Below are 16,291 nucleotides of genomic sequence, written 5' to 3'. Positions count from 1 at the left end.
CAGGCGTTTCTTCACATTCTGCCGGCACACTCAGCAAGAGGTCAGATTTCAATGAACCCGTCCTTCACCGCCATCAAGCGATGGCGCATGCAGATTTTCTCCATCACCTGGCTGGCCTACGCCGCCTTCTACTTCACCCGCAAGGCATTTTCGGTCGCCAAGCTCGGCATCGGCGAAGACCCAGGTTTCATGCTGGACAAGGCCGCCATGGCCAACCTCGATGCGATCTACCTGGCCGCCTACGCCGTGGGGCAATTCACCTGGGGCATGCTCGCCGACCGCTTCGGCCCGCGCGTAGTGGTGCTGGGTGGGCTGTTGATCTCGGCGGCCGCGGCTGTGGTGATGGGCAGCTACGCCACCTTCCCGATCTTTGCCACCTGCATGCTGATCCAGGGCCTGGCGCAGTCGACTGGCTGGGCGGGGCTGTGCAAGAACATCGGCAGTTTCTTCCCCGCCTCGCAACGTGGCCGGGTACTGGGGCTATGGAGTTCCTGCTACGCCTTCGGCGGCCTGGTGGCTTCGCCCTTCGCCGGGTGGTGGGCGTACACCCTGGTCGGCACCTGGCATGCGGCGTTCTTCTCCAGTGCCGCCGTGGTGGCGGCGGTGGCGCTGCTGTTCTTCATCTTCCAGCGCAACAAGCCTGAAGACGTCGGGCTGCCGGCGGTCGAACCCGAGCCGCAGAGCATGGCGCCAGGCGACAACCTGTGCAGCGTCTGGGCGCCGCTGCGCGAGATCCTGCGCAACCGTACGGTGCTCACCCTGGGCCTTGCCTACTTCATGCTCAAGCCGGCGCGCTACGCCATCCTGCTGTGGGGGCCGGTGATCGTCTTCGAGCAGATGCCTTCGGTGGGCAAGGTCGGAGCGGCGATCATCCCCACCGCCTTCGAGCTGGCGGGCCTGCTGGGGCCGATCCTGATCGGCCTGGCCTCCGACAAGTTGTTCGGTGCCCGGCGCATGCCGGCGTGCGTGATCAGCCTGGTGCTGCTCACCTTCACCCTGGCCGGTTTCATGGCGGCGATGCACAGCGGCAGCGTCATCCTGGTGGTGGCACTGCTGTTCGTCATGGGCCTGACTCTGTACGGCCCTGACTCGATGATCAGCGGCGCCGCTGCCATCGACTTCGGCACGGCCAAGGCCGGTGCCACCGCGGCGGGTTTCGTCAATGGCTGCGGCTCGGTGGGCGCGGTGCTCGGCGGCCTGCTGCCGGGCTATTTCGACAGCGTCACGGTGTTCATCGTGTTCGCCGGCACCGCCTTGTTCTCGGCACTGGTGCTGTTGCCGCACTGGAACAGCCGACCCGCCAGCATCGCTGCTGCCAGCGACGTGGCACCCAATACCAGCATGGCGATCAAGCCGGCGCGTACCTGAAGGAAAGTGAAGCGATGAGACCGTTCTGGCTGCAACAGGCCCTGGATCTGCAAGGCGAGGCGCTGTGCCCGCCGTTGCGAGGCGATGAGCGCTGCGATGTGTGTATCGTCGGCGGTGGCTATACCGGCCTGTGGACCGCGCTGATGCTCAAGGAGGCGGTGCCGGCGCTGGATGTGCTGCTGATCGAGGCGGATATCTGCGGTGCCGGGGCCAGCGGCCGCAATGGTGGCTGCGCGCTGTCGTGGTCGGCCAAGTATTTCACTCTGGAGCGCCTGTTCGGTACGGCCGAGGCGGTGCGCCTGGTCAGCGAGTCGGAGCGCAGCATCGGCGCCATCGGCCAGTTCTGCGCAACCCATGGCATCGACTGCGATTATCGAATGGACGGCACCCTGTACACCGCGACCAACGCCGCCCAGGTCGGCAGCACCGATGCGGTGATCGCGGCGTTGCAGCGCCAGGGCATCAATTCGTTCCAGCGCCTGGCGCTGGACGAAGTGCAGCGGCGGGCGGGCTCGGAGCTGCATCGCGAGGGCTGGTTCTCGCCGGCTGCCGCCACGGTGCAGCCGGGCAAGCTGGTGCGTGGCCTGCGCCGCATTGCCCTGGAAAAGGGCGTGCGCATTCACGAAGGCACGGCGATGAGTGGCCTCGAACACGGTGCACCGGTGCAGGTGCGTACCGCCCACGGCACCGTGCGTGCCGACCGTGTGGTGCTGGGCATCAATGCCTGGATGGCGCGGCAGTTTGCCCAGTTCGAGCGCAGCGTGGCGATCGTCTCAAGCGACATGGTGATCACCGAGCCGTGCCCCGAACTGCTGCGCCAGATCGGCCTGGACAGCGGCATCAGCGTGCTCGACTCGCGCATCTTCGTGCACTACTACCACAACACGCCGGACGGCAGGCTGATGCTCGGCAAGGGCGGCAACACCTTCGCCTACGGCGGGCGCATGCTGCCGGTGTTCGACCAGCCGTCGCCTTACCGCGGGCTGCTGCGCCGGACCCTGGACGGTTTTTTCCCGACCCTGGCGCAGGTGCCGCTGGCAGCGAGCTGGAACGGGCCGTCGGACCGCTCGGTGACCGGCTTGCCGTTCTTCGGACGGCTCGACGGGCAGGGCAACGTGTTCTACGGCTTCGGCTATTCTGGCAGCGGGGTAGGGCCTTGCCATATGGGCGGGCAGATTCTTTCGTCGCTGGCGCTGGGGCTGGATAACGCCTGGACACGCTCGCCACTGGTCAAGGGGCCGCTGGGGCTGTTTCCGCCGGAGCCGATCCGCTACTTGGGGTCGCTGATGGTGCGCGACGCGGTGCGGCGCAAGGAGCGCGCCGAAGATCGCGGTCTGCGGCCGCGACGCCTGGATGTGCGGCTGGCCAAGTTCGCGGCGGCGGCGGGGAAGGCCGACAAGGGCTGAATCGGTGTGGGCTTTTTCTCGGGCGAGTCGCAGCGGCGAGCCGTCGCGCGATTTCTTGTCGATCCCGCCCGCGAGGGCGTATAAACTCTCCCCACTTTTGGCCGGTCGCTTCCTGAACCGGCCGCTGAGACAAAGAGAGTCGAGATGGGCGCACAGTGGAAAGCCAAGCATAGAGAAACCGCCGCCAACGCCAAGGGCAAGATCATGGGCAAGCTGGCCAAGGAAATTCAGATCGCCGCCAAGTCCGGTGCCGACCCTGACATGAACCCGCGCCTGCGCCTGGCCATCGTCCAGGCCAAGAAAGCCTCGATGACCCGTGAAACCCTCGAGCGCGCCATCAAGAAAGGTGCTGGCCTGGATGGCGAGGCCGTGCAATACCATGCTGTCAGCTACGAAGGCTTCGCCCCTCACCAGGTGCCGCTGATCGTCGAGTGCCTGACCGACAACGTCAACCGTACCGTCGCCCAGGTTCGTGTGCTGTTCCGCAAGGGCCAACTCGGCGCCAGCGGCTCGGTGGCGTGGGACTTCAACCACGTCGGCCTGATCGAGGCCACCCCCGAAGGTGACGCGGACCCGGAAATGGCCGCCATCGAAGCCGGCGCCCAGGATTTCGAGGACGGCGAGGAGGAGGGTTCGACCCTGTTCATCACCGACACCACCGACCTGGACGCCGTGCAGAAGGCCCTGCCCGAGCATGGCTTCACCGTCACTTCGGCAAAGATCGGCTACACCCCGAAGAACCCGGTCAGCGCGGCCAGCCTCAGTGCTGAAGCCCTGGCCGAGGTCGAAGCCTTCCTCGAGGCGATCGACGAGAACGAAGACGTGCAGAACGTGTATGTCGGCCTGACCGACTGACAGCCTGCCGGGTCTTCTCGCGGTATCTGCGGCCGTGGCGTTTCGCCGTATGCCCGGTACTGCGGGGAGGCCTTCAATTTCCCGCGAGCAGGTCACCCCATGACCCCCACCTTCGCCTCGCTGAGCCTTGCCCACCTGCGCACCCTCGATTGCCTCCTGCAATTGAAGAACCTCAGCCGCACTGCCGAACGGCTGGGCTGCAGCCAGTCGGCACTGAGCCGTCAGCTCGCCCACCTGCGCGAGGCCTTCGACGATCCGCTATTGGTGCGCCAGGGCCGTGGCTATGTGCTCAGCGAGCATGCCGAAACCCTGGTCGAGCCATTGCGCCAGGTACTCGACGAACTCAGTGCCCTGCGCCAGCCGCTGGCATTCGACCCGGCGCGATGCGAGCGACGCTTCTGTATCGCGGCGTCCGATTATGTGGCCGAGTACATCCTGCCCGACCTGGTGACGGCGCTGGAGTGCGAGGCGCCGGGCGTGTCGCTGGAGTACCGCACCTGGCAGGCCGGTCAGTACGCCTGGCTGGCCAGCGGCGAGGTCGACCTGGCCACCACGCTGTTCGATGAATCACCGCCGAATGTGCATGGCCGGTTGCTTGGCGAGGACCGGGCGGTGTGCCTGATGGCCGCTGACCATCCGCTGACCGCCCGCGATGCGCTCAGCCAGGAAGACTACCTTGCCTATCGGCATGTGCGGGTGTCCGGCGGCGGCGACAAGGACAGTTTCATCGACCGTCACCTGCGTGCCCAGGGCCTGCAGCGGCGCATGCAGCTGCAGGTGCCGTTCTTCAGTGCCATGGTCCAGGTGGTCGGCAACGGTCAGTCGCTGGCCACGGTGCCGGAACATATCGCCCGCCAGCTTTGCCGTCTGCACGGCCTGGCCTGGCGCGAGCTGGGCTTCATCGAACACAGCCAGCGCTATTGGGTGGTCTGGCATCAACGCCTGCAGGCCTCGGCCGAGCATCGTTGGCTGCGCAACCGGGTGTTCGAGTTGTGGCGCCAGTCATCGTTCGGGGTGCAGGGCGGGCATGCGGGCTTGCGATAGCAGCTATGCGCGAAACGGGGTTATTGCGCGGCGGCCGGTTGCCTAGACTGGGCTGATTGCAAAGTGGCAGTGCGGGCCAGATCGCGGGACATGCCCGTTCCACGAGGGCAGCCGTGATCCGGCCCGCACAGCCACTCCCTCTCTTGCCCCAGGAGCCCGCCCCGTGACCCCCGAACAATTCCGCCAATACGGCCACCAGCTCATCGACCTGATCGCCGACTACCGCCAGACCGTCGGCGAGCGCCCGGTGATGGCCCAGGTCGAGCCTGGCTATCTCAAGCACGCACTGCCCCAGGCCGCGCCGCAGCAGGGCGAGCCGTTCGCCGACATTCTCGAGGATGTCTCGGCGCTGGTGATGCCCGGCCTGTCGCATTGGCAGCACCCGGACTTCTATGGCTACTTCCCCTCCAACGGCACGCTGTCGTCGGTGCTCGGCGACTTCCTCAGCACCGGCCTTGGCGTGCTCGGCCTGTCCTGGCAGTCGAGCCCGGCCCTGAGCGAGCTGGAGGAAACCACCCTCGACTGGCTGCGCCAGTTGCTGGGCCTGTCGGCGCAATGGAGCGGGGTGATCCAGGACACCGCCTCCACCAGCACCCTGGTGGCGCTGATCAGTGCACGCGAGCGCAGCACCGGCTATGCCCTGGCCCGTGGCGGCCTGCAGGCCCAGGACAAACCGCTGATCGTCTACGTCAGCGCCCATGCCCACAGTTCGGTGGACAAGGCCGCGCTGCTGGCCGGGTTCGGTCGCGACAACATTCGCCAGATCGCTACCGACGCGCGCTTCGTCATGGTCCCTGAAGCGCTGCAGGCGGCCATCGAACAGGACCTGGCCGCCGGCAACCAACCCTGCGCAGTGGTCGCCACCACCGGCACCACCGCCACCACGGCGCTGGATCCGCTGCGCCCGATTGGCGAAATCGCCCAGGCGGCGGGGTTGTGGCTGCATGTCGACTCGGCCATGGCCGGCTCGGCGATGATCCTGCCGGAGTGCCGCTGGATGTGGGACGGCATCGAGCTGGCCGATTCGCTGGTGGTCAATGCGCACAAATGGCTGGGCGTGGCCTTCGACTGCTCGATCTACTACGTGCGCGATCCGCAGCACCTGATCCGGGTGATGAGCACCAACCCCAGCTACCTGCAGTCGTCGGTGGATGGCGAGGTGAAGAACCTGCGTGACTGGGGTATCCCGCTGGGCCGCAGGTTCCGCGCGCTGAAGCTGTGGTTCATGTTGCGCAGCGAAGGTGTAGAAGCCCTGCAGCAGCGGCTGCGGCGCGACCTGGACAACGCCCGCTGGCTGGCCGGGCAGATCGAGGCGGCGCCAGGTTGGGAGGTGCTGGCACCCGTGCAGTTGCAGACCCTGTGCATCCGCCATCGCCCCGAGGGGCTGGAGGATGACGCACTGGATGCCCACACCCGTGGCTGGGCAGAGCGCCTCAATGCCTCGGGCGATGCCTACGTGACCCCGGCCACCCTGCAAGGGCGCTGGATGGTGCGGGTGTCGATCGGTGCGCTGCCCACCGAGCGGACGGACGTGCAGCGTCTGTGGGCGAATCTGCAGGCGGTGGTCAAGGCCTGATGCCGCCGGGGCCGCAGCGTGGCCCCGGTCTCGTTACTGGCTCAGCACCTCGAGGTTGCCCTTGCGGCTGGCGTCGTAGGCGTCCTTTGCCATGGGCCGCGCCAGCGGGTTGCCCAGGTCTTCCATGGCCAGCCGGTAGGTCTCCGGCGCCACGTAGGCGGCCAGCGCGCACACGCAGGTGATGGCGAAGGCCAGGGCGCCGACCACCAGCCAGATATGCTCCGAACCCGGCGGCGCGACGGCAGCGAACAGCGCCGGCAGCATCGCCGTGAGCATGGTGCCGATGTTCTGCGCAATGGCCATGGCCGACACCCGGTAACGGGTCTGGAACAGCTCCGGATAGAAGCTTGGGAACACCGCGTTGTAGCCCTGGTAGACCATGCCCCACATCAGGATCGAGCCGACGAAGGCCAGCGGCACGTTCTGGATGCTGATCGCATACAGGTAGACGAAGGCCAGCAGCCCCGAGCCAAGGCAGCCGGCGATCATGGTCGGGCGTCGGCCGATACGGTCCGACAGGTTGCCCACGAACGGGATCACCAGCACCGCGACGATGTTGCCCACCACCGGAATCCACAGGTACACGCTCTTGTCGAAACCGATCCCGTAGGCCGGTTGCACCGCATAGGCTGCGCCGAAGATGGTGGCGACCACCGGAATCACGTTCATCAGCGCCATGAACATCACCAGCACCATGTGTTTCCAGCTGTGGCGGAAGGCTTCGCCGATCGGCGAGCGCGCCACCTTGTCCTGTTGCTCTTCCTGCACGAAGGCCGGGGTTTCATGCACTTCCTTGCGGATGATGAACCCGGCGATCAGCACCAGCGCGCTCATCAGGAAGGGAATGCGCCAGCCCCATTCGTTGAAGGCCTCGCTGGGCATGAAGTAGGCCAGCGGCAGGAACACTGCTGCGGCCATCACCTGACCGGCCTGCACGCCCTGCAGGGTGTAGCTGGCGTAGTAGCCGCGGCGCCCGAAAGGGGCGTGCTCCATGATCATCGAACTGGCCCCGGAAATTTCCCCGGCCACGGCAAAGCCCTGGATCAGGCGCAGCACCACCAGCAGGGCAGGAGCAAGGATGCCGATGTCGTGATAGGTCGGCAGCAGGCCCACGGCCATGGTCGAGATGCCCATGAGGAACATGCACAGCAGCAGCACGTTCTTGCGTCCGCGGGTGTCGCCCCAGTGGCCGAGGACGAAGGCGCCGACCGGGCGCGCCAGGTAACCGACGCCATAGGTGGCCAGGGACGCGATGATGGCCATCTTCGGGTCGCTGGAGGGGAAGAATATCTGCGGGAAGATCAGTGCCGCCGCCTGGGCATAGATGAAGAAATCGTAGTATTCGAGGGCCGAGCCGATCCACCCGCTGGCGGTGGCTTTCTTGGCCTGTGAAGAGTGGGCCATGGTATCTCCGTTGTTCTTGTTGGTTGTCGGATGGCGGTCGTCCTCGGGCAGGCATGGCCCGGATGGCGGCGACTGAATCCATGGTGGTCCAGTGATCTGCGGCGAATCAATTCACCTCGTGGGCTTCTGTGCGATTATCGAACACAAACTAACCATTTCGTACAAAGATCGTTGCCGGTGCGACTTTACCTGCGAATAATCGATCCTGCCATCGTCGAGAACAAGCAGGTTCACAGGGTCAGACGAACCTGGGCCTGCGTAGACAACAAGGAATTCAGCATGCAGCGTTCGATCGCCACCGTGTCCTTGAGCGGTACCCTGCCTGAAAAGCTCGATGCCATTGCCGCTGCCGGCTTCGACGGCGTCGAGATCTTCGAGAACGACCTGCTCCATTACCCCGGTTCGCCCCGCGAGGTCCGCCAGTTGTGCGCAGACCTGGGCCTGGCCATCACCCTGTTCCAGCCGTTTCGCGACTTCGAAGGTTGCCGTCGCGATCGCCTGCACAGGAACCTCGACCGTGCCGCGCGCAAGTTCGATCTGATGCAGGAGCTGGGCACAGACCTGGTGCTGGTGTGCAGCAACGTCCAGCCCGACGCCCTGGGCGATGCGCAGCTGTTGGTCGATGACCTGCGCCTGCTCGCCGAGCACGCTGCTGACCGGGGGCTGCGCATCGGGTACGAGGCGCTGGCCTGGGGACGTCACGTCAATACCTGGCAGCAGGCCTGGGAGTTGGTGCGCCAGGCCGCTCATCCGGCGTTGGGGCTGATCCTCGACAGCTTCCACACGCTGTCGCTCAAGGGCGACCCCAGCGCCATCCGCGACGTCCCTGGCGACCGGATCTTCTTCGTGCAGATGGCCGATGCGCCGGTGCTGGCGATGGATGTGCTGGAGTGGAGCCGGCATTTTCGCTGCTTCCCCGGTCAGGGGGAACTGGACCTGGCAGGCTTCCTCGCGCCGATTCTCGCCAGTGGCTATCGTGGGCCCTTGTCGCTGGAAGTCTTCAACGATGGTTTTCGCGCCGCGCCGCCGCGGCAGAACGCCGCCGATGGGCTGCGTTCGTTGTTGTACCTGGAGGAAAAGGCCCGCGAGCGCCTGGCCGGGCAATCGGTTGCGGTGGAACCGGGTGTGTTGTTCGCGCCGCCTGCGGCCAGGCGTTATGACGGCGTGGAGTTCATCGAGTTCGCCGTCGATGAGGCTGTCGCGGCGCGGCTGGATGGCTGGTTGAAGCGCCTGGGTTTCGCCGAGGCCGGTCGGCACCGCAGCAAGGCCGTGCACTTGTTGCGCCAGGGCGATATCAACATCGTGCTCAATGCCGAACCCTATTCCTTCGCGCACAATTTCTTCGAGGCCCATGGTCCGTCGCTGTGCGCGCTGGCCTTGCGCGTGGACGCTGCGCAGGCCGCGCTGGCGCGTGCGGTGGCTTACCGCGGGCAACCGTTTCGCGGGCTGGTCGGTCCCAACGAGCGCGAAATCCCGGCGGTTCGTGCGCCGGATGGCAGCCTGATCTACCTGGTGGAGCCGGCGCTGGCGGGGCAGAGCATCTACGACAGCGACTTCTGCCTGCAGCCGCCCTTGGCTGCCGCGGGCGGGCTGCAGCGCATCGACCATATGGCCCTGGCCTTGCCGGCCGATGCCCTGGACAGTTGGGTACTGTTCTACAAGAGCCTGTTCGACTTCACCGCCGACGACGAGGTGGTACTGCCCGACCCCTACGGGCTGGTCAAGAGCCGCGCGGTGCGCAGCCCTTGCGGCACGCTGCGCCTGCCGCTGAACATCTCCGAGAACCGCAACACCGCCATCGCCCACGCCCTGTCCAGCTACCGTGGCTCGGGTGTGCACCACATCGCTTTCGAGTGCGCCGACCTGTTTGCCGAGGTCACCCGTGCCAAGGACGCAGGTGTGCCTTTGCTGGAGATTCCGCTCAACTACTACGACGACCTGGCCGCGCGTTTCGATTTCGATGACGAGTTTCTCAGCGAGTTGGCCTACTACAACGTGTTGTATGACCGCGATGCCCAGGGCGGCGAGCTGTTCCACGTCTATACCGAGCCGTTCGAGGGGCGCTTCTTCTTCGAGATCCTCCAGCGCAAGGGCGGGTACACCGGATATGGCGCGGCGAACGTCGCCGTGCGCCTGGCGGCGATGGCCAACACGCGGGTGTAGGCCGTTGCCGGGCGGATCTTGCCCAGGCGCGCGCATCCTCCCTTGTGCTTCCCTGTACCGCCCGGCTCACGGATAATCCCTGCAAATTCCAAAACAGCCTGTGAGTCGGTATGAGTGATCCGCAAGTCAGCCTCGGCCAGTCCGAAGGCGGGGTGCGCAAGTCGCGCAAGAACAACCCGGAGAAAACCCGCGAGGACATTCTCCAGGCTGCGATCCACGAGTTCGTCCAGCAGGGGCTGGCGGGTGCGCGGGTCGATGCGATCGCCGAGCGTACAGCCACCTCCAAGCGCATGATCTACTACTACTTCGGCAGCAAGGAGCAGCTGTACCTGGAGTGCCTGGTCAAGCTCTACGGCGACATCCGCAAGACCGAACACAGCCTCGACCTCGAATCGCTGCCCGCCGAACAGGCGATTCGGCGGCTGGTCGAGTTCACCTTCGACCACCACGACCACAACGTCGACTTCGTGCGCATCGTCTGCACCGAGAACATCCACTACGGCGAATTCGTCAAGCAGTCGCCGGCGATCCGCGAGATGAGCAGCCTGGTGCTCGAGTCACTGGCGCGCACCTTGCAGCGTGGCGTGCAGGAAGGGTTGTTCCGGCCGGGCATCGAGGTCATCGACCTGCACATGCTGATGAGCTCGTTCTGTTTCTATCGGGTGTCGAACCGCCATACCTTCGGCGAGATCTTCCAGATCGACCTGGCCGATGAAACCATCAAGCTGCGGCACAAACAGATGATCTGCGAAACGGTGCTGAGCTATATCCGCGCCTGAACGCTCCGGCTGCCCGCAGGGTGGCAGGGGCGATAGACGGGCAGCAAAAAAAAAGCCCGCCAGAGGCGGGCACAAGAAGCGTAAGGAGCAACGCACAACACTTGGAACGGATAGGGGCGCGGAGGCTCAGGCGGTCAGGGTAGCGGCCTGCAGCTGATCAGCCATGGCCTGGGCCGTGGCGCGGGAAGTCAGGGGGCCGCTGACCGGCTCGCCATTGCGTATCAGGTACCAGCAGGCCAGCAGGCCTTGCTTGCGCAGGGTGGCGGGGACGGCGCTGCCGATGACGGACATGATCTGGATAGTGGCCATGCTGGACCTCCTGTGAAACATGGCCCTACCTTACGCAGCAGCCGACAGCGTTTGAAATCAACTTGCTCGATAGTGCTCATTACTTTTTTCTACGGTAGCTGCAGGTCACCAGCGCGGCGGGCCGTAGTACACCGGCGGCGGGCCGTAGTAGCGGCGGTACACCGGTGGCGGCGCCGGCACATAGCGTTCGACCACATAGGGCTGGTAGTACACCGGCGGCGGGGGCGCCTGCACGTAGACCGGAGGCGGCGGGTAGTAGGCCGGCTGGCGCTCGACATACACGGTGCGGTCATGGCCGCCGGATACTGCTGCCCCGACCACGGCACCGACCACGGCTGCGCCGAGCACCGGGCCTGGACCCCAACCGCCGCCATGGGCAGCTGCCTGCCCGCTGACGGCCAGTGCACCGACCAGCAGGGCGATTCCGGGGATGAGACGGTTCATGGATGAATCCTCGCGAGAACCCCACATTCGGGGCTTATCAATAAGACCCTGAATTCGGTAAAGAGAGCACAGGCGCAAGGTAAAGGTTGTGTAAGGGGCGACTGGCGGTCAGGTCTGGTACGCTCACGGAAACGATTCAGTCACAAACCACAGGAGCAGACATGGCCATTGCACCCAGCCGGGACACCACCTTGTGCATTTCCCTGGCCGGACGCCCGGGGACTTTCGGCGTGCGTTTTCACAATCACCTCTACCAGCAGTTGGGGCTGGACTACTACTACAAGGCCATGACCACCCAGGACCTGCCCGCAGCCATCGCAGGCATCCGCGCCCTGGGCATTCGTGGCTGCGGCGTTTCCATGCCGTACAAGGAAGCCTGCATGGCGCTGGTGGACGAGATCGATCCGTCTGCGGCGGCCATCGAATCGGTCAATACGCTGGTCAACAGCAACGGCCACCTCAAAGCCTACAACACCGATTACCTGGCGGTGCGCCAGTTGCTCGAGGCGCACCAGGTCGACCCTGCAACGGCATTCGCCCTGCGCGGCAGTGGCGGCATGGCCAAGGCAGTGGCCAGTGCCTTGCGTGACGCTGGCTTTCGCGAGGGCATCATCGTGGCCCGCAATGAGCAGGCCGGGCGTCAGTTGGCGGATGTCTGCGGTTATCGCTGGCAGGCCGAGCTGGGGGATCAGTGCCCGCCGCTGCTGGTCAATGTCACCCCCATCGGCATGGCCGGTGGAGCGGAGTCAGAGGATCTGGCCTTCACGCATGAGGCAGTCGAGGCTGCAGAGCGGGTATTCGACGTGGTGGCCTTGCCCGCGCAGACACCGCTCATCCGCCTGGCCCAGGACCTGGGCAAGCCGGTGATCACTGGCCTGGAGGTGATTGCGCTGCAGGCGCTGGAGCAGTTCGTGCTGTATACCGGGATGCGCCCGACACAGGCTCAGGTGCAGGCCGCTGTAGCCTACGCGCGAGGCAACTGAGGTCCAGCCATCACGGACCTGTCCGTGATGGCTGGAGCCTGCTCAGAAGGCCTTGTGGCCGTTGTCCAGCTGTTCGTCCACCAGCGCCCGGCCATGGGCCAGGGACACATGCTGGGCATTTTCCAGGTCGGAGAAGAACTTCATCGGCATCGACAGGCGCCTGCTGGTATGGCCTTCAGGGTCGGTGATCAGGCAGCCGGCGGCATAGGGCAGGGGAGAGTCGGGGTGGGGCATCACACTGGCGGTGATGGTGTGGTCGCGGTACTCACAGTGAAGGGTTTGCATCGTCCTTACCTCGCTGTGCTGGTTTGGAAGCGCTCACTCCTATGTACCACAACGCGGGGCCGGAAGTTCCCGGCCCCGACGAGCGTGACCGCTGTCGGTCAGCCCTTGAGCTCGGTGGGCTGGATGATTTCCACCCAGTAGCCATCCGGGTCCTTGACGAACGCCAGGTGGTTCATGCGCCCGTCCTGCAGGCGCTTCTGGAAGGGCACTTCCAGTGCTTCGAAACGTGCGCAGGCCTCGCGTACGTCCGGCACCGAGATGCAGATGTGGCCGAAACCGCGTGGGTCGCTATTGCCGTTGTGGTAGGCGAACTCGGCATCGTTTTCGGTGCCGTGGTTGTGGGTCAGTTCCAGCACGCCGGGAATCGACTTCATCCACTGGTGACGCGCGGCGTCGTCGGCCGGAATCTGCGCCGGGTCTACCAGGGCCAGGAAGTACAGGCTGAAGGCCGCCTCGGGGAAGTCGCGCTTGTCGACGACGCGAAAGCCCAGGACGCGGGTGTAGAAGTCCAGCGACTTCTGGATATCCTTGACCCGCAGCATGGTGTGGTTGAAGACGAATTGTGCAGTGGCGGTATCCGGTTGCGCGGTGACGCCAGGCAGGGTTTGCAGATCGTTCAGGCTCATGGGTGCTCCAGAGACAAGGCCGGCGCAGACCGCGCCGACGGTGAAAACAGGACAGCCATGATACGGCAGTGAACCGATTGCGCAAATGAAAGCGCCCTGCACGAGGCAGGGCGCTGGAATTAGAGGCCCGCATGTGCGGGCGCGTGATGGGGTCGCTAATCCTTTAGCTGGTTCGATACTCGCGCAGTCGATGTGAAAAAACTGTGAAGTATCCGTCGATGTTTCATCAGCGAACCCAGGACTCTACCGTGGCGGCGCCGTACTGTTCCTTCCAGGCCTTCAGGCCACGGTGATTGCCGCCCTTGGTCTCGATCAGCTCGCCGGTGTGCGGGTTCTCGTAGACCTTGACCACTCGCGGGCGACGCTGCTGCTTGGCGGGGGTGCCGGTGGCACGCGCACCCGCCTTGGGGGCCTTGGGATCGAGAATCGCGACGATGTCGCGCAGGCCCTTTTCGTAGGTTTTCATCAGCCCGAGCAGTTTCTGCTCGAATTCGATTTCACGTTTGAGGCCGGTATCCTTTTTCATGGCCTCCAGTTGCGCAAGCTGTTCTTGAAGTGCTTTTTCGGCCGCACGAAACTCTGCAAGTCTGGACACTTTCATCACTCCTGTTCAATCGAGGGTGGTCGGTGCTGACGCACATTAACTGCAATAAACACCGATCACACGGAGGGGGCAACTGTTTGCTGATAACGAGTGTAGTCGTGCTGGCGAGTTCGGTAAACCGTAAACTTTTATATCTGGATGTGGAACTTTCGGCGTGCCATGCACGGCAATTTCCGTGCGTTGTTCTGCAACTGCGAACGCCGTTCATACCATGGTCCAATGGCCTGCGCTTGAGCGTGAGGGCGACAATAATGCGTTAATCCTCGGTGCCCTGTGACGTCAGAGTACCGATATGTTTCTCGCCTCTATCGGATGTTCCTCCTGCATGTTTTCCTCCTGTCCTCCCGCTCCAGGCCGCCGCGCTGCCGGCCTGTTCCTGTCATGTGCCGCAACCGCTGTTCAGGCTGGCGGATTTCTTGAAGACAGCCACGCCCGGCTCGAGGCGCGCAATGTCTATTTCAATCGCGACTTCCGTGATGGCCACAGCAGTTCGGACCAGGGTGCCTCCAAGCGTGAGGAGTGGGCACAGGGGTTCATTCTCGATGCCCGGTCCGGCTACACCGAGGGTCGTGTCGGTTTTGGTGTCGATGCCCTGGGCATGCTGGGTTTCAAGCTCGATTCGAGTCCGGCCGACAGCAACAGCGGCTTGTTGCCTTCCACCGGCCATGACCCTCGCCGCTCTGCCGACCAGTACGCCAAACTGGGTGCGGCAGCGAAGATCAAAGTGTCGCGGACCGTACTGCGCTACGGTGCGATGCTGCCGGACATGCCGTTGCTCAAGTACAACGATGGACGCTTGCTGCCGACAATGTTTCACGGGGCCATGCTGACCTCCGAAGAAGTGCGTGATCTCAAGTTCACCGCTTTGCGCTTCGACAAATACACTGCCCGCGACTCCACCGATCGCCAGGATATTCGCGTGCACTGCAAGAACAAACGCTATGCCTGCGATATCCAGGCCGATCATTTCGACCTGGCCGGTGTGGACTATCGCTTCAATGAGCGCCTGGGTATCCAGTACCAGGTGTCGAAGCTGGAGAACATCTACCGCCAGCACTTCCTGGGGCTGGTGGCCGCCCAGCCGCTGTCGCTCGGTGCGCTCTCCGCCGACCTGCGCCTGATCAGGAGCGACGATATCGGCAATGCCCGCGCCGGCGAGATCGAGCACCGCGCACTGAGCACGATGCTCGGCTACAGCCTGGGCGGGCACAAGGTCAGTGCGGGCTGGCAGCGCATGTATGGTCAGAGTGCGATGCCGTACCTGGATGGCAGCAACCCGTACCTGGTCAACTATGCCCAGGTCAACGACTTCGCTGCAGCCCGCGAACGCTCCTGGCAACTGCGCTACGACTACGATTTCAAGGCGCTGGGGATACCGGGCCTGAGTTTCTTCACCCGCTATATCAACGGCGACCATATCCAGGTGCCGGGCAGCAGCGCCCAGGGCAAGGAATGGGAACGCGACAGCGAACTGCGGTACCAGGTGCAAGGCGGCACGTTCAAGGATGTCAGTGTGCGCCTGCGCAACTCCACCTATCGCAGCAACTATGAACGATGGGCGCGCGACATGGATGAGACGCGGGTCATCGTCAGCTACAACTTTTCGCTGCTCTGACAGGTTTTGCCAAATAGCCACGAGCGATGAACAATACAGGCTGATCCGTGCAGCGAGACAGCGCAATGAAGCAACTTCTGTTGATCGGCATCGGCCCGGGTGATCCGCGCCAGGTCACTTACGAGGCGGTCGAGGCCCTGCGCCGTGCCACGGTGTTCTTCGTGCTCGACAAAGGTGACGCCAAGGATGAACTGGTGCAGTTGCGCAAGGGCATCCTCGAGCGTTACCGCCCCGAGGGCGGTTATCGCCTGGTGCAGGTGGAGGACCCGCGTCGCGATGGCGGGGCCGCGGACTATGTCGGCGCCGTGCAGGACTGGCACCGCGCGCGGGCGGCGCTGTATGGGCGGCTGATCGAGGACGAACTGGGCGCCACCGATGTTGGCGCCTTCCTGCTGTGGGGCGAGCCGGGGCTATACGACAGCACCTTGCGCATCCTCGATCTGGTCCGTGAGCGCGGCGCAGGCCTTGCGCTCGAGGTGATCCCCGGCATCAGCAGCGTGCAGGCGCTGGCGGCCCGCCATTGCATCCCCTTGAACCGCATCGGCGAGCCGCTGACCGTGCTGCCCGCCCGTCGGCTGGGCGGGCAGGCCACGATCGACAATGTGGTGGTGATGCTCGATGGGCAGTGCACATTCGCCGAGCTGGATGACCCCGCCCTGACCATCTATTGGGGGGCGTACCTGGGCACGGCTGACGAAATGCTCATGGCCGGGCCGCTGCAGGAGGTCAAGGCGGATATCGTCAGGGCCCGCGAGGCGGCGCGGCGGCGCAAGGGCTGGATCATGGACACCTACCTGTTGCGCCGCGATGCTGGTTGATTCAGAGGGAGG

Annotated in this window: 16 protein-coding genes; 10 read left to right on the top strand and 6 right to left on the bottom strand. The window is 64.6% G+C overall.

What is annotated here, in order from left to right:
- The first annotated feature begins 51 nt into the window (after nucleotides 1-51).
- The 5 genes from AC1TXO_RS15655 to AC1TXO_RS15635 all read left to right on the top strand — a co-directional run bounded on the left by AC1TXO_RS15655 (nucleotide 52) and on the right by AC1TXO_RS15635 (nucleotide 6,249).
- On the top strand, nucleotides 52-1,368 hold the full coding sequence (locus AC1TXO_RS15655) for an MFS transporter (RefSeq protein ID WP_486402595.1): 1,317 nt from the start codon (nucleotides 52-54) through the stop codon (nucleotides 1,366-1,368).
- A 14-nt stretch (nucleotides 1,369-1,382) separates the two neighbouring features.
- Entirely contained in the window at nucleotides 1,383-2,774 is a 1,392-nt protein-coding gene (locus AC1TXO_RS15650; RefSeq protein WP_486402594.1) for an FAD-dependent oxidoreductase, read from the top strand.
- A 144-nt stretch (nucleotides 2,775-2,918) separates the two neighbouring features.
- Nucleotides 2,919-3,629 carry a YebC/PmpR family DNA-binding transcriptional regulator gene (locus AC1TXO_RS15645; RefSeq protein WP_046856031.1) on the top strand — a complete coding sequence of 237 codons (711 nt, stop codon included), beginning with the start codon at nucleotides 2,919-2,921 and terminating at the stop codon, nucleotides 3,627-3,629.
- Between the two features lie 99 nt (nucleotides 3,630-3,728).
- Nucleotides 3,729-4,673 carry a LysR family transcriptional regulator gene (locus AC1TXO_RS15640; protein ID WP_486402593.1) on the top strand — a complete coding sequence of 315 codons (945 nt, stop codon included), beginning with the start codon at nucleotides 3,729-3,731 and terminating at the stop codon, nucleotides 4,671-4,673.
- Between the two features lie 163 nt (nucleotides 4,674-4,836).
- On the top strand, nucleotides 4,837-6,249 hold the full coding sequence (locus AC1TXO_RS15635; protein ID WP_486402592.1) for a DOPA decarboxylase: 1,413 nt from the start codon (nucleotides 4,837-4,839) through the stop codon (nucleotides 6,247-6,249).
- Nucleotides 6,250-6,282: 33 nt separating this feature from the next.
- On the opposite strand, the gene AC1TXO_RS15630 is transcribed toward AC1TXO_RS15635, so the two are convergent.
- Complete coding sequence (locus AC1TXO_RS15630; protein ID WP_486402591.1) at nucleotides 6,283-7,653, bottom strand: MFS transporter; 1,371 nt, start codon at nucleotides 7,651-7,653, stop codon at nucleotides 6,283-6,285.
- A gap of 279 nt (nucleotides 7,654-7,932) precedes the next feature.
- Here AC1TXO_RS15630 and quiC point away from each other — a divergent pair, with 279 nt between their 5' ends.
- Both quiC and AC1TXO_RS15620 read left to right on the top strand, forming a co-directional pair.
- Entirely contained in the window at nucleotides 7,933-9,816 is a 1,884-nt protein-coding gene (gene quiC / locus AC1TXO_RS15625; RefSeq protein ID WP_486402590.1) for a 3-dehydroshikimate dehydratase QuiC, read from the top strand.
- 110 nt (nucleotides 9,817-9,926) lie between these two features.
- Nucleotides 9,927-10,595 carry a TetR/AcrR family transcriptional regulator gene (locus tag AC1TXO_RS15620; protein ID WP_486402589.1) on the top strand — a complete coding sequence of 223 codons (669 nt, stop codon included), beginning with the start codon at nucleotides 9,927-9,929 and terminating at the stop codon, nucleotides 10,593-10,595.
- Between the two features lie 126 nt (nucleotides 10,596-10,721).
- Here the strand turns inward: AC1TXO_RS15620 and AC1TXO_RS15615 are convergent, their stop codons facing one another.
- Nucleotides 10,722-10,904 (bottom strand): hypothetical protein, encoded by a 183-nt coding sequence (locus AC1TXO_RS15615; protein WP_486402588.1) that lies wholly within the window; start codon nucleotides 10,902-10,904, stop codon nucleotides 10,722-10,724.
- A 105-nt stretch (nucleotides 10,905-11,009) separates the two neighbouring features.
- Complete coding sequence (locus tag AC1TXO_RS15610; protein WP_054891267.1) at nucleotides 11,010-11,348, bottom strand: hypothetical protein; 339 nt, start codon at nucleotides 11,346-11,348, stop codon at nucleotides 11,010-11,012.
- 161 nt (nucleotides 11,349-11,509) lie between these two features.
- On the opposite strand from AC1TXO_RS15610, the gene AC1TXO_RS15605 reads away from it, so the two are divergent.
- Nucleotides 11,510-12,331, top strand: a complete 822-nt coding sequence (locus AC1TXO_RS15605) for a shikimate 5-dehydrogenase (RefSeq protein ID WP_486402587.1) — start codon at nucleotides 11,510-11,512, stop codon at nucleotides 12,329-12,331.
- Nucleotides 12,332-12,373: 42 nt separating this feature from the next.
- On the opposite strand, the gene AC1TXO_RS15600 is transcribed toward AC1TXO_RS15605, so the two are convergent.
- From AC1TXO_RS15600 to AC1TXO_RS15590, 3 genes are all read right to left on the bottom strand, one after another.
- Complete coding sequence (locus tag AC1TXO_RS15600) at nucleotides 12,374-12,616, bottom strand: hypothetical protein (protein WP_486402586.1); 243 nt, start codon at nucleotides 12,614-12,616, stop codon at nucleotides 12,374-12,376.
- A gap of 98 nt (nucleotides 12,617-12,714) precedes the next feature.
- Entirely contained in the window at nucleotides 12,715-13,242 is a 528-nt protein-coding gene (gene gloA / locus AC1TXO_RS15595; RefSeq protein WP_486402585.1) for a lactoylglutathione lyase, read from the bottom strand.
- 226 nt (nucleotides 13,243-13,468) lie between these two features.
- Nucleotides 13,469-13,837 (bottom strand): histone-like nucleoid-structuring protein, MvaT/MvaU family, encoded by a 369-nt coding sequence (locus AC1TXO_RS15590; RefSeq protein ID WP_486402584.1) that lies wholly within the window; start codon nucleotides 13,835-13,837, stop codon nucleotides 13,469-13,471.
- Nucleotides 13,838-14,171: 334 nt separating this feature from the next.
- Here AC1TXO_RS15590 and AC1TXO_RS15585 point away from each other — a divergent pair, with 334 nt between their 5' ends.
- Together AC1TXO_RS15585 and cobF are read left to right on the top strand one after the other, a co-directional pair.
- Nucleotides 14,172-15,461, top strand: coding sequence for an OprD family porin (locus tag AC1TXO_RS15585; protein WP_486402583.1), 1,290 nt, complete (start codon nucleotides 14,172-14,174; stop codon nucleotides 15,459-15,461).
- Between the two features lie 65 nt (nucleotides 15,462-15,526).
- Nucleotides 15,527-16,279: a precorrin-6A synthase (deacetylating) gene (gene cobF / locus AC1TXO_RS15580; RefSeq protein ID WP_486402582.1), complete on the top strand. Its 753-nt coding sequence runs from the start codon at nucleotides 15,527-15,529 to the stop codon at nucleotides 16,277-16,279.
- Nucleotides 16,280-16,291: the final 12 nt, after the last annotated feature.

The sequence above is a fragment of the Pseudomonas sp. FA117 genome, from assembly GCF_057370475.1.
This window is presented reverse-complemented; position numbering and strand designations above follow the sequence as displayed.